Below are 14,718 nucleotides of genomic sequence, written 5' to 3' on the forward strand. Positions count from 1 at the left end.
CATGGCGCTCCGCGAACTCGACCAGGCGCCGCGCCGGATCGAACGCTATGGCGCCGGCGGCTTCCACATCGAGGGTGAACGCCACGAGGGCGCGCTCCTGCTGACCGCCAGCATCCTGGCGCCGCTCGCCATGGCCGACGCGACCACGGCCGATGCGGCGGCGGTCGCCGGCATTGTCGAGGCCAGGGACGACTTCGAGATGATCCTGATCGGCACCGGCCCGCGCTTCGCCATGCTGGCCAAGCCGGCGCGGGAGGCGCTGCGGGCCGCCGGCGTGCGCTTCGATGTCATGGACACGGGGGCGGCCTGCCGCACCTACAACGTCCTGGCGGCCGAGGGCCGGCGCGTCGCCGCCGCCCTGCTGCCGGTGCCCTGAGGCCGATCGTGGCGGTGCCGTCGGCGGAACCCCTCGGCGATTTCGTCCGCATCCACGATCCCGACCGCTTCCTGGCGGCCATGTTCGCGCCGGCCGGGCGGCGCGGCGATCTGTTCGCGCTCTATGCCTTCAATTTCGAGGTGGCGCGGGTGCGCGAAATCGTGTCCGACGCCATGATCGGCCAGCTCCGCCTGCAATGGTGGCGCGATGCGCTCGACGAGGTCGCCCTGGGGCGCCCGCCGCGCCAGCACGAGGTGGTGCTGCCGCTGGCGCAGGCGATCGCCCGCCACGACCTGCCCATGGCGATGTTCGAGCGCCTGCTCGATGCCCGCGAACTCGATCTCGACGACCAGCCGCCGCCCGATCTCGCCGCGCTTCGCCGCTATCTCGACGGCACTTCCGGCACGCTGATCGAACTCGCGCTCCGCGTCCTCGGCGTCGAGGCCGGGGCGGGGGCGGCGGTCGCCCATGCCGCCGGTGTCGGCTTCGGCCTCGCCGGTATTCTGCGCGCCCTGCCGTTCCATGCGGGGGCCGACCGTCACTATCTGCCCGCCGATCTCATGGCCCGCCACGGGGTCGAGCGTTCGGCGCTGGCGGCGGGGCGGGGCGGGCCCGCGCTGGCGGCGCTCTCGGCCGAGATTGCCGATCATGCGCGCCGCCACCTGGACGAGGCCCGTCGACTGTCACGGGACCTGCCGCGCGGCGCCGTCGCCGCCCTTCTGCCCGCGACCGTGGCGCGGGGCTGGCTGAAGGATCTGGCGAAGAACGGCCACGACCCCTTCGCGCCGGTGGCACCCCGGCCGCTCTCGCGCCTCGCGGCGGTGACATTGGCCGGCCTGCGCGGGCGGCCATGAGGCCCAGGCGGCTTGTCCTCGCCGCGCGGCCATAGTAAGAGCCTGCACCTGACCCGAAACAGGCGGGAGACACGTCCGATGGCCCTCTACAGCATGACCGGATTCGCGAGGGCCGCCGGCACGCTGGGCGAGACCGATTTCGTCTTCGAGATCAAATCGGTGAACGGCCGCGGGCTCGAGATGCGGGCGCGCCTGCCGGGCGGTTTCGAGCGCCTGGAGCGCGAGCTGCGCGACGCCGCCACGCGCCGCCTGAAGCGCGGCAATCTCCAGATCCAGCTCAATTTCGCCACCGCTGCCGATACCGCGCCGCCCCGAATCGACCGCAAGGTGCTGGATCACTATTGCGCCGTCGCCATCGAGGCGGCCGCCGCCAACGGCCTGGAGCCGCCCCGGATCGAGACCCTGATGGCGCTGCCGGGCGTCTTCCAGCGAAGCGAAGGTCTCGCCGCCGATCTGGACGAGACGGCACAGGACGCCGTATTGACCGCTGCCTTCGCCACGGCGCTCGACGAATTGGTCGCCGTCCGCGCGGCTGAAGGCACGCATCTGGCCGTTGCCCTCGGCGCCCATCTCGACGAGATCGCGCGCCTGACCGATGCCGCCGCCGCGCAGGCCGAGACCCAGCCGGCGGCGATCGCGGCAAGGCTCGCCGCCCAGCTCGCGGACCTGCTGCGCGACAAGGCCGGCGCTGTCCCGCCCGAGCGCCTGGCGCAGGAAGTGGCGCTGCTTGCCGTGAAGGCGGACGTGCGCGAGGAGATCGACCGCCTGCGCGCCCATGTCGCCGAGGCGCGGAAACTGCTGTCGAAGGGCGAGGGGGTGGGCCGCCGGCTCGATTTCCTGGCCCAGGAATTCAACCGCGAGGCCAATACGCTCTGCTCCAAGTCGACCGATGTCGAACTGACGCGGCTGGGCCTCGACCTGAAGACCACGGTCGACCGCCTGCGCGAGCAGGTCCAGAACGTCGAGTGACGCCGGGTCGCCGTGTAATCGAGGAACGCTCAATGTCATCTTACGGGATCGAACGGCGCGGCCTGATGCTGGTGCTGTCCTCACCGTCGGGCGCCGGCAAGACGACGATCTCGCGTCGCCTGCTCGAACTGGACGGGGGCATCCACATGTCGGTCTCGGTGACGACCCGGCCGCGCCGCCCCGGCGAGGTGGAAGGCCGCGACTACTGGTTCGTGACGCCGGCCCAATTCGGCGAGATGGTCGACGATCGCCGCCTCCTCGAATGGGCGAAAGTCTTCGGCAATCACTACGGCACGCCGCGGCGCCCGGTCGAGGAGGCGCTGGCGCTCGGCAACGACGTGCTCTTCGACATCGACTGGCAGGGCACCCAGCAATTGGCGGAACACGCCCGCGACGATCTCGTCTCCATCTTCATCCTGCCGCCCTCGACCCGCGAACTGGAGCGGCGCCTGCGCCAGCGCGCCCAGGATCCGGACGACGTGGTCGCCGCGCGCATGGCCAAGGCTTCCGACGAAATCAGCCATTGGGCCGAATATGACTATGTCGTCCTGAACGAGGACATCGACCGCACCCTGGCCCAGGTCCGCTCCATCCTCCAGGCCGAACGCCTGAAGCGCCGCCGCCAGACCGGCCTCGGCGATTTCGTGAAGCGCCTGCGCGACGGCGTCTGACCGCCGCCTTCGCGTCCCCATGCGCGTCGTTCCGTGCGCGTCGTCCCGGCGAAGGCCGGGACCTTTCGCGGGAAGGGCATCATCTCGTCACGAGGCCCCGGCATCCGCCGGGGCGACGTTCTTCTACGAGAGATTTTTCTTCAGGAACGCCACCGTGCGCGACCAGGCGAGTTTCGCCGCTTCGGCATCGTAGCGGGCCGCATTGGTGTCGTTGTTGAAGGCGTGCTGCACGCCTTCGTACTCATGCATCTCATAGGCGACGCCGTCGGCCTCCAGCGCCGCGACGAAGGCCGGGACGGCGGCGCCGATGCGCTGGTCCTCGCCCGCGTAATGGAGGAGGAGGGGGGCTTCGATGGCGGCGACGGCGGCGGCATCGGGCGGCATGCCGTAATAGACGACGGCGGCCGCGAGCGGGCTCTTCGCCGTCGCCAGCCGGCCCGACAGGCCGCCGCCCCAGCAAAAGCCCACGGCGCCGACCTTGCCGTCATCGGCGGCCGCGAATTCGACCGCCTTCACGGCGTTCGCCAGGGTCTCGGTCCCGTCCAGCTTGCCGATCATCTCGCGGGCCTGATCCTCGTCGGTCGGCGTGCCGCCGAGGGGGGAGAGGAAATCGGGCGCCACCGCCCGGAAGCCGTCGACCGCGAGGCGGCGCGCGACATCCTTGATATGCGGGTTCAGGCCCCGGTTCTCGTGAATGACGATGACGCTGGCCACGGCCGCCCCGTCCTTCGGCTTCGCCTCATAGGCGGAAACGGCGCCGGTCGCGCCGTCGAACGTGATGTCGGACGCGTCGATACGCGCGTCGTCCGGCGCCACCTGGGCCGCCCTTGCGTAGTCGTTCTGGAGCGCGGGCAGAAGGGCGAGGGCGGCGGCCGTCCCACCGGCGAGGCGCGCCAGACGGTCCATGAACGTCCGCCGGTCGAGGGGGGCGTGGGTGTATTCGTCGTAGAGGTCGATGATCCGCTGATCCATGGTGTCGTCTCCTCCGTCGCTGGTCGAAGGATGAGGGGAAGAGGCCGTCGCCGCAATCCCCACCCGATTACCGGCGGCCGTCAGCGCAGGCTGCGGGCGTGCCGCAGGCCCGGAAACAGGCGCATCCAGGCCAGCGCCACCGCAATGGTGCCGAGGCCGCCGATCACGGCGGCGGGGATGACGCCGAACCAGCCCGCCGTGATCCCGGATTCGAATTCGCCCAATTGGTTGGAGGCGCCGATGAAGAGCGAATTCACGGCGCTGACGCGGCCGCGCATCTCGTCCGGGGTGGAAAGCTGGACCAGGGTCTGGCGGATGACGACGCTGACGTTGTCGGCGGCGCCGAGCACGATCAATGTGATCAGCGACAGCACGAGGCTCTCGGAAAGGGCGAAGATCACCGTGCAGACGCCGAAGACGATCACGGCGGCGAACATCTTCAGGCCGACGCCGCGTTCGAGGTTCAGGCGCTGCATCTGCCAGGCCATCAGAAGGGCGCCGACGGCGGGTGCCGTCCGCAGCAGGCCGAGGCCCCAGGGGCCGGTCTCCAGGATGTCGCGGGCGAAGATCGGCAGCAGCGCGGTGAAGCCGCCCAGCAGCACCGCCACCATGTCGAGGGAAATGGCGCCATAGAGCACGGGATGGCGCCGGATGAAGCCGAGACCCGAGAAACTGGCGGCCAGGGTGAAGGCTTCGCGCCCGGCGCGCTGTTGCGGCCGGCCGCGCAGCCGCGTCGAGGCGAAGGACGCCCCGGCGAAGAAGGCGGCCGAAAGCGCCAGCGGCACGAAGGCGCCGAGAAGGCCGCCCAGCGCGGGACCGACGATGGTCGCCGCCTGCATGGCGGAAGACGAGATGGCGACGGCGCGCGGCAGATCCGCCGCCGTCACCAGGGCCGGCAGCAGCGCCTGCATCGCCGGGCGCTCGAAGGTTCGCGCGGATCCGAGAACGACGAGGCCGGCGAAGATCCCGGTGACCCCCAGCCAGCCCTGCAGGATGCCGAGGGTCATCAGGGCCAGTGTCGCCGCCTGGACCACCTGGGCGATCAGCACGATGCGCCGTCGCTCGAAGCGATCGGCGACGGTGCCGACGACGAAGGTCAGCACGACCATGGGCAGGAATTGCGCCAGCCCGGCGAAGCCGAGCAGATAGGCACTGCCCGTCAGTTCGTAGATCAGCCAGCCGAAGGCGACCGACGACATCTGGAAGCCCAGCGAGCCGAGCACGCGGGCGATCCAGAAGGACGCGAAAGCGGGTTGCCGATGAAGGGCACGCAGGGGCTGGTCGTCGGACATGATCGGGGGGCGACGGTGGGACGGGGCAGACTATCAGCCGCGACGGCGCCTGACCCCTGCCCATGGCGGGGGCCCGTCATGCGTCTCGGAAGGGCGGCTCCGCGAGGGCCCGGGCAAGAGCCGCGAAGGCGGCGATGTCCAATTCCTCCGCCCGCGCGGTCGGGACCACGCCCGCCGCCTCCAGCAGGCGTTCCGCCGGCACCGCCAGGCCCTTCAGGCTCTGGCGCAGCATCTTGCGGCGCTGGCCGAAGGCGTTGGCGGTCACGGTTTCCAGGGCCGACAGGCGGCATTCGTGCCGGGGCGCCGGCAACGGGATGAGACCGACCACGGTGGATGTCACCTTGGGGGGCGGCACGAAGGCCTTGGGGCTGAGATCGAAGTGGTGGCGCACGCGACAGCGCCATTGCGCCATGATCGAGAGGCGGGAATAGGCGTCCTCGCGCGGGCCGGCGATCAGGCGGTCCGCCACTTCCTTCTGGAACATCAGGGTCAGGGAGCGCCACCAGGGCGGCCAGGGATCGGCCGACAGCCAGCGGATCAGCAGCGCGGTGCCGACGTTGTAGGGCAGATTGGCCACCACCTTGGCCGGCCGCGCGCCGAGCACCGCTGTCTCGTCCACCGCGAGCGCGTCGCCCGGGATCACCGTCAGGCGGCCGGGGGCATAGGCGGCGGCGATTTCGGCCAGCGCCTCGAGGCAGCGTTCGTCGCGCTCGACCGCGACGACGTCGGCCCCGGCGGCAAGCAGGGCGCGGGTCAGCCCGCCGGGGCCGGGTCCGACTTCGTAGACGAGATCGCCGGGCGCGATCTCGGCGGCCCTGGCGATCCGTGCCGTGACGTTGAGGTCGAGGAGGAAATTCTGTCCCAGCGCCTTCTTGGCCGCGAGGCCGTGGCGCGCGATCACGTCGCGCAGCGGCGGCAGGTCGTCGATCCGGCTCATGCGGCGGCGACGGTCCGGCGCCGCGTCGCGGCCATCTGCGCGGCGAGGCCGAGGGCGGAGAGGAGGCTCTGCGGATTGGCGCGGCCCGTGCCGGCGATGTCGATCGCCGTGCCGTGGTCGGGCGAGGTGCGCACGAAGGGCAGATTGAGGGTGACGTTGACGCCTTCGTCGAAATCGAGCGTCTTCAGCGGCAGCAGGGCCTGATCGTGATACATGCAGATGGCGGCGTCGTAGCGGCCGCGCGCGGCGGCATGGAAACTGGCGTCCGGCGGCAGCGGGCCGAAAGCGTCGAGCCCCGCCGCCCGCAGGCGGGCGACGGCGGGCGCGATGACCGCCGCCTCCTCGGTGCCGAGAAGGCCGCCTTCGCCGGCATGGGGATTGAGGCCGAGGACGGCGAGGCGCGGCGCCCCGATCCCGAAATCGGAGGTCAGCGCGCGGGCGGTCGCCGTCGCCACCGCGACGATCTCGTCCTCGGTCAGCAGGCGGGGCACCTCGGCCAGCGGAACATGGACGGTGACCGGCACCACGCGAAGCCGCGGCGAGGCCAGCATCATCACCGAACGGGCACCGCCCCCGGCCAGTTCCGCCAGGAATTCCGTATGGCCGGGATGGGCGAGGCCGGCGTTTTTCAGGGATTGCTTGCGGATCGGGTTGGTCACCACCGCCGCCGTCTCGCCGGCCTGGGTCAGGCGCACGGCGCGGGTGATCGATTCGATCACGGCGGCCGCGTCGCGCTCGTCGATCTGGCCGGGCAGGCCGTGGATCGGTGCTTCGACGGGCAAGACCGGCAGGGCCTCGTCGAACAGTGCGCGGTCGGCCTCCCCGGGCGCGGCGACGGTCGCGAGCGGCACCTGAAGACCCAATTGCTCGGCGACACGGGCCAGCCGCGCGGGCTGGTCGATCAGCAGGAAGACGGGACCGTCCGCGTCCCTTTCGCTCCAGGCCTTCAGCGCGATCTCTGCGCCGATGCCCGCCGGCTCGCCGCAGGTGAGCGCCAGCGGCGGGAGGGCGGTGGCCATGGGCTCAGCGGACCTCGATGGTCGCGGTACGCCGCAGATCGCGCAGGTAGCGCCGCGCCAGCATGGCGAGCTGTTGATCCTCGAGGTTGCGCTGGACGGCATCGCGCATCATGGAATCGGGCGTCTGGTCGATCCGGTCGCACAGGACGACCAGATGCAGGCCGTCCGTCGAGCGGACCGGACCGCCTGCCTTGCCGACCGGCAGGCCCGCGATGGCGCTGCGGTATTCCGCCGGCAGATCCTTGATGTTCAGGGTGCCGACCTCGCCGAACGTGGCGCCCGGCAGGCTGTCCAGCACGTCACGCGGCACGGCGCAACCCTCGATCCGGTCGCGGGCGGCGACCATGCGGTCGCTCAGGTCCTGAAGCGTGGCCGGATCGGTCGACATATTGGCCGGCACGAAGACCTGCTTGATCTCGACCATGGTCACTTCCGGCGGCGGCGGCGGCATCTGGCGCCGCTCGCGCAGGCCGATGATGAACCAGCCGCCCGGCGCCCGGACCGGCGGGGAGACCGAATTCTCCTGCATCTGGCCGAGGGTGTTGTCGAGCTCGCTCGAAAGCTGGCCGGGCAGGATCCAGCCGATGTCGCCGCCATTGGCGGCGGACGGCGCGTCCGAATATTGGCGGGCGAGGGCCGAGAAGCGCGCCCCCTGGCGGATCTGGTCGAACAATTGCTGGGCCAGTTGCTGGGACGATTGTTCCTGCTCGGGATTGTCGACCGCGATCATGATTTCGGAAACCAGGCTTTCCGGCCGGCCGGCATTGGCCTTGATGCGGTCGATGGCCGCCTGCACCTGTTCGGCGCCGACCGAAAGCCGGCCGCGATAGCGCTCCGTCACCACCTTGTTCCAGGTCAGTTCGGCCCGGAGCTGGCGCTTCAGGGTCGCGGCGGAGACGCCGGCGCCGGCCAGGATCTGGTTGAATTGTTCCGGCGTCACCCGGTTCGACTGCAGCACGCGCTGGAAGCTTTCCTCCACGTCGGCGTCGGTGATGGAGACCCCGACCTTGCGCGCTTCCTGGAACTGCAGGCTTTCGTCGACCAGGGAGCGCAACGCGGTCAGGCGCGCGGCGCGCGCCGCCTCGGGGCTGTAGGGAACGCCGGTGGTGACCAGCAGCAGGCGGACGCGCTGATCGACGTCGAGTTCGGTCACCACTTCCTCGTTGACGATGGCGGCGAGGCCGAGGCCGTTCGACAGGGCGGGAAAGGCGGAAGCGGCACTGCCGCTGTCACCGTCCTGGGCGACGGCGACGGAAGCGGTCGGTACGGCGAAGGCCAAAGCCAGGGCGAAAATGGAGACCGCAGTCGGGAAGGTTAAGCGCATTCTCGATCGTTCTTCTGGACAGATGCCGTATTTCGGGACGGATGCCGCCCGCAAGTCTGCAGGGACGCCGGACCGACGTTGGGCGACCGATGTGGGGGCCCGGCCGGGCTCTTCGGGAGCGGGGGGCAGCATAGTCCCAGAGGGACCGGAGGAAAAGCCTTGCGGCTGCTCTTCGGGGGGCGCCACGCGATCACATGCCGAGGTTGCGCAGCCGGAGCACCAGGTTGAACGAGGTGTCGGGCGTGACGTCGCGGTCGCGGGTGGTGTCGCGGCGGTACATGGCGCCGACTTCGATGCATTCGTCGCCGTAGAACAGCCCGATACCGGAGGAAATCATGCCCGTATCGTCGTTCAGGCGGCGGCGGGTATCGCCGTAGAGGGTCCAATAGTCGGTGATCCTGGCCGAGGCGGAGACATAGATCTCGTCGCGGTCGTCCTGATTGGGCACGCCGGTCTGGTCCTTGACCGCGGTATAGCCGATCGCGGCCTGCAGGCGCTTCGTCGTGATGACGGCGCGGACGTCGTTGCGGTTGAACGACAGGTCGTCCTTGTCCAGGCGGAAATTGTGCTGGATGTCCAGCCATTCGGTCGGCGTGAAGGTGATCGCGCCGACGAAATCCGACCGCCCGTTGCCGACACCGGCGCTGCCCGGATAGATGTCCTCCTCGTCGGTGAATTCGTAGCTTTCGCCGAAGAAGACCGAGAAGGTGGTGCCGTCGTTGCCGTAATAGGCGCTGCGCAGGCCGTAGACGAAGCGCGAGCCGGCGTCCCAGCGGTCGTAGCCCGGGAAGCGGTCGACGGCGAAGAGATTGGTGTCGTCGAATTCGAAGCTCTGGCTGTCCTCGTTGGAGATCACGCTCGACATCGGCGTGCTCGGTGCCAGCACCAGCTGCAGGATGGGTTCGATCACCTGGCGGCCGTTCGCCGTCGGCCGGGCCAGGGGATAACGGAATTCAACCGCGGCCTTGGGCAGCAGGCGGGCGGTCTGGCCCGAGACGTCGTTGCCGAAATCGTCGATCACATTGTCGGTGTCGTAGAGATCGCCCCGGACCGACAGGTTGACGGTGATGACCGAGCCGAGATCGGTGATCCACGGCCGCTGCCAGGCCGCCCCCAGGCTGAAGCGGCGCTGATTGACGCCCTCGTCGCGATGGATGGCGATGCCGTTGGCGCTGAGCTCCAGGCTGCCGCCGACGGTCTCCGGCTCGACGATCCAGCTCGCCTGGGCGAGCGGCAGCACCAGCGGCGTCTCGTCCGGGTCGGAAAAGGCGCGCAGGCCCTGGAAGCTGTAGCCGATGAGCGAGAAATAGGAGCGGTCGTAGAACCCCTCGGTATAGAGGTCCGAGGTCAGGAAGTTGGGCGAGGTGAACTGGAAGCGCTTGAGATAGGTGTCGGACGTCGATCGTTCCAGATCGAAGCCGACCCGCCAGTTGTCGTTCACGTCCCAGCCGCCATGGGCGAAGACATGGCCGCGGAATTCGTCGTTGCCCGTGGCGAAGCCGTTGGAGTCGAATTCCTCGCCGTAGCCGAAGCTGACCTGCGCCGTGACCTGGCCGCGGCTGAAGAGTTGGCGGTAGTCGGCGACCGCGTAGACCCCCTCCTGTGTGGTGTAATAGGGCGTCAGGGTCAGGTCGGTCGAATCGTCGATGGCCCAGAAATAGGGCACGCCGACGCGAAAGCCGAGGCGCCCGCTGCCGCCGATGCTGGGCGACAGGAAGCCGCTGAGGCGCTTCACGCTCGGATCGGGATGCGAGAAATAGGGCGTATAGGCGACGGGCACGCCCAGCACCTCGAAGGTGGCGTCCTCGTATTCGACGGTCTTCTTCACCTGATCGTGGGTGACCTTCACCGCCTTCACCTGCCAGAGCAGCGGTCGCTCGGGATCCTTCTCGCAGGGCAGGCAGGGGCTGTAGACCGCGCGCTCCAGGATCGTCGTATTCCCGTCGCTGCGGATGGCGCGGACCGCCGCGGCCCGCGAATCATCGGCGAACAGCAGGCGGATGGTCTGCACGAAGCCTTCGCGGAGCTGATCGTCCAATTCGACGTAATCGGCGAAGAGAACCTCGCCCGACGGCTCCAGCAGCGAGACATTGCCGGTGGCGGCGACGATCCGGCTCTCCTCGAAATAGGAGATCTTGTCCGCCATCAGGATGCGCTCGCCCTGGGAAATCTCCACCTTGCCGCTGGCGGTCACGGTCTTGGTGTTCGGGTTGTAGATCACTTCCTCGGCGATGATCTGCACCGGCGCGTCGGAGGTGGCGATGCCGCCCGGCAGGGTCTGGGCGACGGCCAGCGTCGGCCCGCCGATCGCGATCGCCATCAGGACGACGGCCATCGCCGTCCGGTTGCGGAGCGCGCGCAGGCCCGCACGGCGCGGACGCAGTCCGTCCCTGGGCATGGTGATCGGCCGCTCGGGGGCTTCGGGGCGTCGTCGGGCGGGCATCAACCGTCTTCCAGGTGAAACAGCAGGGCGATGCCGACCAGGGTCGCGGCGACGGCGGGGCCCCAGGCGGCGAGAAGGATGGGAACACTCTCCGCGATGCCGAGCGCCCTCGCAATGTCGGATACGACGAAAAGCGCAAAGCCCGCAACGCCGCCGAGGCTGATCAGGGCGGCGACGCCGCCGCGCCGCGAATGACGCAGCGAAACCGTGGCCGCCACCAGCACCATGGCGCAGAGCACCAGGGGCATGGAGGCGAGGCTGTGCCACTGGATCAGATAGCGGGTGGAGGAGAAGCCGGCAGCCTCGAGCCGCTGCGCGAATTGCGGAATCGCCCAGAAGGAGACCGAATCGGGATTGGCCAGGCTCTGCTGAATGTCCTCGGGGTGCAGGTTGGTGGCCAGTCGGTAGACCGGAACCGCCTGCGGCTGATGGTCGGGCTCGATCACCCAGGCGTCCGACAGGGTCCAGACGTCGCCGTCGAATTTCGCGCTGAAGGCCTCGATCCGGCGCTGGAAGCCTTCGTCGGGATCGAACATGAAGACGACGACGGCGCTGAGCCGCAGGCCGCCGTCGGACGCCGACAGGGCGTGGATGACGGCACTGCCGTCCTTGTCCGCCTGGCGCAGCCACAGCCCCGATTCGGTCACCGTCGACAGGCTGGACGAGGTGCCCTTGATGTAGAACGCCTCGAGCTGGCGGTAGTGGTAGTTCAGGGCCGAGGACCAGGGATTGACGATGCCGACGGTGAAGATGCCGAGCAGCAGCGCGACCATCATCGGCGGCGCCAGGAACTGCCAGACCGAGAGCCCGGCGGCGCGCGCGATGATCAATTCGTTCGACCGCGTCATGCGCGCGAAGGTCCACATGCCCCCGAACAGGCAGGCGAAGGGCAGCGCCATGGCGGCGAGGCCCGGCAGCTTCATGGCCGACATCTGAACCAGGGTCAGGAAATCGGCCTCGACATTGGTGACGCGGGAGGCCCGGCGCGTCAGCTCCAGAAGGTCGATCATGTAGATCAGCGCCAGCACCGGCAGATAGACGAGCACCAGGCCCGACAGGAAGCGGCGCATCATGTAGAGCGCGAAGACGGGGGCGATGCGCAGCATGTCAGGCGGCCCCCTGCGGACCGTCGGCGGCCAGTTCGGGCGGCGGCTCGTTGGTCTTCCGCACCGGCGGCCGAAGCACGAAGAGCGCGCCGACGGCACCCGCGATCGGCACCAGATAGAGCAGGGGGAACAGGCTCGGCTCGGAATTCACCAGACCGGCGACGCCGAGTTCGCTGAGCCGCAGGCCGAGGCCGACGACGCCGGCGATCGCCGCGCGCATGTATTTGCCGCGTCTCGAATATTCGCCCGACAACAGGCCGCAGGCGGCGATCAGGGCCAGCGGCAGGGCATAGAGCGGCGAGGACAGGCGCTTGTGCGCCTCGGTCCAGAGCACCGACGCGGCCTCCGCGTCCTGTTCCGTCCGGTAGGGCGGCAGGAGTTCCGTGAGGAAGCGTTCGCCCGGTTTCAGCCAGCGCGAGTCGCTCGGCCCGCCGAAGCCGCCGAGGTCGAGGACATAGCGCTCGAAGCTGAGGTAGGAACCCTTGCCGGTGAAGAGTTCGCTCTCCTGCCGGTTGCCGTTGACCAGCAGGACCTTGGTGCCTTCGCCTTCCGCCAGCAGGGCGCCGCGTTCGGCCATCATGGTGACGGCGCGGTCGGGCCGGCGCGCGTCATAGACCAGGATGCCGTGCAGTTCGCCCGAGCGGGCGCGCTCGCGGACGTAGACGGTGACGCCGGAAACGGGCTCGGTGAACTGGCCGTCCTGCAGGAAGACGGCGGCGAGATCGCCCCTGATCTCCGCGATTTCCGACTTGAAGGAGCGAAGGCCGAGGGGAGTTACATAGACGTTCAGTGCCAGGCTGATCAGCATGACCACGACGGCGAGTTCGAGCGCCGGCCGGATCTTGCGCCAGACCGAATAGCCGGACGCCGACATGACGATCAGCTCGCTGTCCTGCCACAGGCGGTAGAAGGCGAACATGACGGCGCAGAACAGGGAGACCGGCAGGATCATCGACAGCGCGCCCGGAATGAGCAGGGCGGTCAGTTCGATCAGGGTCTGCAGCGACAGTCCCTTGTTCACGATCAGGTCGACCGTGCGCAGGGATTGGCCGACCAGCATCACGCCCGTCAGCATGAGGGTGAAGAAGACCATGGGCCAGGCGATCTGCCGCCTGATGTAGGACGTCATGCGGTTCATGGCGCGGACTATAGCGGTCGCCCGGTGCGGGTGATAGAGCGGCAGGCGTTCGTGGTACCTCTCTCGCGACCGAAGTTCCCGCCGACGAAGAGATAATAGGTACCCTTGCGGTCGGGATAGGGCCGCATGTCGACGCGGGTGGGGCCGGTCACGGCATCGAATCGCGCCACCAGGTCCGGCGGCAGGCTGTCGCCCCGCGACACGATCACGGCATCGCAGCCGAGCGCGTCGTCGAGATCGAGGACCATGGCGAAGTGATCGTCCGGCACCGTGTCGTCCGCCTGCCAGCGCCGGATCAGGGCATCGCCGTCGCGCAGGTGATAGATCAGTTCGGCGGTCGCGCCGCGCTCGGTGGTGATCACCGCGCGGGGCCGTTCGCCGTCTGCATCGAGGCGCAGCGCGTCGACCGCCGTCGCCAATCTGTCCCAGCCGCGGATCCAGCGGAACGGGTCGGTCCTGGTCGAGAGCTCGACGAAGGGCACCTGGCCGACGGCCAGGCCGACGCCGAGAATCAGGAACAGCACGCCGTGAAAGATCAGCGTCCCCTTGATCAGGCGCCGGTAGTCGAGGCGCGCGAGCGCGGCGAAGATCAGCACGGCGAGGGCCGGAAAGGCGACGGCGGCCCAATTGCCGTGGGCCCGCGACAGAAAGGCCTGGACGACCAGCAGCGCCAGGATCGGCAGCGAGAACCACGCCAGCAGGCGGATGCCGGGATCGCGGAAGATACCGCGCGGCCAGACCAGCAGGACGACGAGGGCGACGGCGAGCACGGGGCCCAGGATCGCCACCTGATCGCCCAGAAAATCGACCACGCCCCCGATATTGCCGATATGGGCGCCGACGCTGGCGTTGGCGGCGGTGTGGCGGAAGGTCTCGAATCCCGTCAGCGCGTTCCAGATCAGATTGGGCGACAGGATCAGGAGGCCGACCACGCCGGCCAGCGCCAGCCCGCCCCATTGCCGCCGCTTCCCGACGAGGCCGAGGGCGGTGACGATCAGGGCGGGCACGGCGAAATAGATCATGGCGTATTTCGCCATCATGCCGATGCCGAGGAAGAGGCCGGTCGCCAGCCAGAAGCGCCTTTCGCCCGTCGCCGAGGCGCGCTCGAAGGTCCAGAGCGCGCCGCACCAGCACATCAGGAGCAGGGGGTCGGTCGAGATGATGAAGCCCGAGAAGGCGACCCCGGGCAATGTGGCGAAGCCGATCGCGGCAAGGACGCCGACCCGGGTGCCGAAGAGATTGCGCGCCAGCAGATAGACGAAGATCGGCGCGATGCCATAGGCGAGGACGGAGGGGGCCTTCACGCAGGCCGGCCCGTCGCCGCAGACCGCGGTGGTGGCGGCGATGGCCCAGCCGATCAGGGGCGGCTTGGAGAAATAGCCGAAGGCGAGGTCCTGACCCCAGAACCAATATTGCGCCTCGTCCAGATAGAGCGGCATCTGCCCGATGGCGAGGGCGACGAGGCGCAGCACGGCGATGCCGAGGGCGACCGTCACGACGAGGCGCAGGGCATCGCGGTCCGCCGTTGTGCCGGCGGCGGGGGCGGAATGGCCTGACGGGGGGGGCGATTTGTCCATGCGCAGTCAATAACCGCGCGGGCGCCGGCTGTCGAGCGGG

13 protein-coding genes are annotated in these 14,718 nt (G+C 69.3%); 4 read left to right on the plus strand and 9 right to left on the minus strand.

Going from position 1 to position 14,718, the window contains the following annotated elements; all coding sequences use genetic code 11:
• Position 1: 1 nt before the first annotated feature.
• The 4 genes from L2U69_RS02105 (at position 2) to gmk (ending at position 2,870) form a co-directional block, all read left to right on the plus strand.
• A complete protein-coding gene (locus L2U69_RS02105) occupies positions 2-376 on the plus strand; it encodes an Mth938-like domain-containing protein (RefSeq protein WP_236104694.1) in 375 nt (124 codons plus the stop codon).
• A gap of 8 nt (positions 377-384) precedes the next feature.
• Complete coding sequence (locus L2U69_RS02110; protein WP_236104695.1) at positions 385-1,230, plus strand: phytoene/squalene synthase family protein; 846 nt, start codon at positions 385-387, stop codon at positions 1,228-1,230.
• 78 nt (positions 1,231-1,308) lie between these two features.
• Entirely contained in the window at positions 1,309-2,199 is an 891-nt protein-coding gene (locus tag L2U69_RS02115; RefSeq protein ID WP_236104696.1) for a YicC/YloC family endoribonuclease, read from the plus strand.
• 32 nt (positions 2,200-2,231) lie between these two features.
• Positions 2,232-2,870, plus strand: a complete 639-nt coding sequence (gmk, locus tag L2U69_RS02120; protein ID WP_236104697.1) for a guanylate kinase — start codon at positions 2,232-2,234, stop codon at positions 2,868-2,870.
• Positions 2,871-2,993: 123 nt separating this feature from the next.
• Here gmk and L2U69_RS02125 read toward each other — a convergent pair whose 3' ends face one another.
• The 9 genes from L2U69_RS02125 to L2U69_RS02165 all read right to left on the minus strand — a co-directional run bounded on the left by L2U69_RS02125 (position 2,994) and on the right by L2U69_RS02165 (position 14,678).
• The gene (locus L2U69_RS02125) at positions 2,994-3,842 is read right to left on the minus strand and encodes a dienelactone hydrolase family protein (protein ID WP_236104698.1); all 849 of its coding nucleotides are present in this window, start codon (positions 3,840-3,842) and stop codon (positions 2,994-2,996) included.
• 80 nt (positions 3,843-3,922) lie between these two features.
• Complete coding sequence (locus tag L2U69_RS02130; protein WP_236104699.1) at positions 3,923-5,134, minus strand: MFS transporter; 1,212 nt, start codon at positions 5,132-5,134, stop codon at positions 3,923-3,925.
• 76 nt (positions 5,135-5,210) lie between these two features.
• Positions 5,211-6,071, minus strand: a complete 861-nt coding sequence (gene rsmA / locus L2U69_RS02135; protein WP_236104700.1) for a 16S rRNA (adenine(1518)-N(6)/adenine(1519)-N(6))-dimethyltransferase RsmA — start codon at positions 6,069-6,071, stop codon at positions 5,211-5,213.
• Complete coding sequence (gene pdxA, locus L2U69_RS02140) at positions 6,068-7,090, minus strand: 4-hydroxythreonine-4-phosphate dehydrogenase PdxA (protein WP_236104701.1); 1,023 nt, start codon at positions 7,088-7,090, stop codon at positions 6,068-6,070. Before pdxA ends, rsmA begins: the two co-directional genes overlap by 4 nt.
• Before the next feature lie 4 nt (positions 7,091-7,094).
• A complete protein-coding gene (locus L2U69_RS02145) occupies positions 7,095-8,414 on the minus strand; it encodes a peptidylprolyl isomerase (protein WP_236104702.1) in 1,320 nt (439 codons plus the stop codon).
• Positions 8,415-8,604: 190 nt separating this feature from the next.
• Entirely contained in the window at positions 8,605-10,857 is a 2,253-nt protein-coding gene (locus L2U69_RS02150) for an LPS-assembly protein LptD (RefSeq protein WP_236104703.1), read from the minus strand.
• Positions 10,857-11,963 (minus strand): LPS export ABC transporter permease LptG, encoded by a 1,107-nt coding sequence (gene lptG / locus L2U69_RS02155; RefSeq protein ID WP_236104704.1) that lies wholly within the window; start codon positions 11,961-11,963, stop codon positions 10,857-10,859. The genes L2U69_RS02150 and lptG overlap by 1 nt, the downstream gene beginning before the upstream one ends.
• Before the next feature lies 1 nt (position 11,964).
• Complete coding sequence (gene lptF / locus L2U69_RS02160) at positions 11,965-13,101, minus strand: LPS export ABC transporter permease LptF (protein ID WP_236104705.1); 1,137 nt, start codon at positions 13,099-13,101, stop codon at positions 11,965-11,967.
• Between the two features lie 8 nt (positions 13,102-13,109).
• On the minus strand, positions 13,110-14,678 hold the full coding sequence (locus L2U69_RS02165) for an ArnT family glycosyltransferase (protein WP_236104706.1): 1,569 nt from the start codon (positions 14,676-14,678) through the stop codon (positions 13,110-13,112).
• Positions 14,679-14,718 lie beyond the last annotated feature (40 nt).

The organism is Zavarzinia marina, assembly GCF_021568905.1.
GTDB classification, from domain to species: Bacteria; Pseudomonadota; Alphaproteobacteria; order Zavarziniales; family Zavarziniaceae; genus Zavarzinia; species Zavarzinia marina.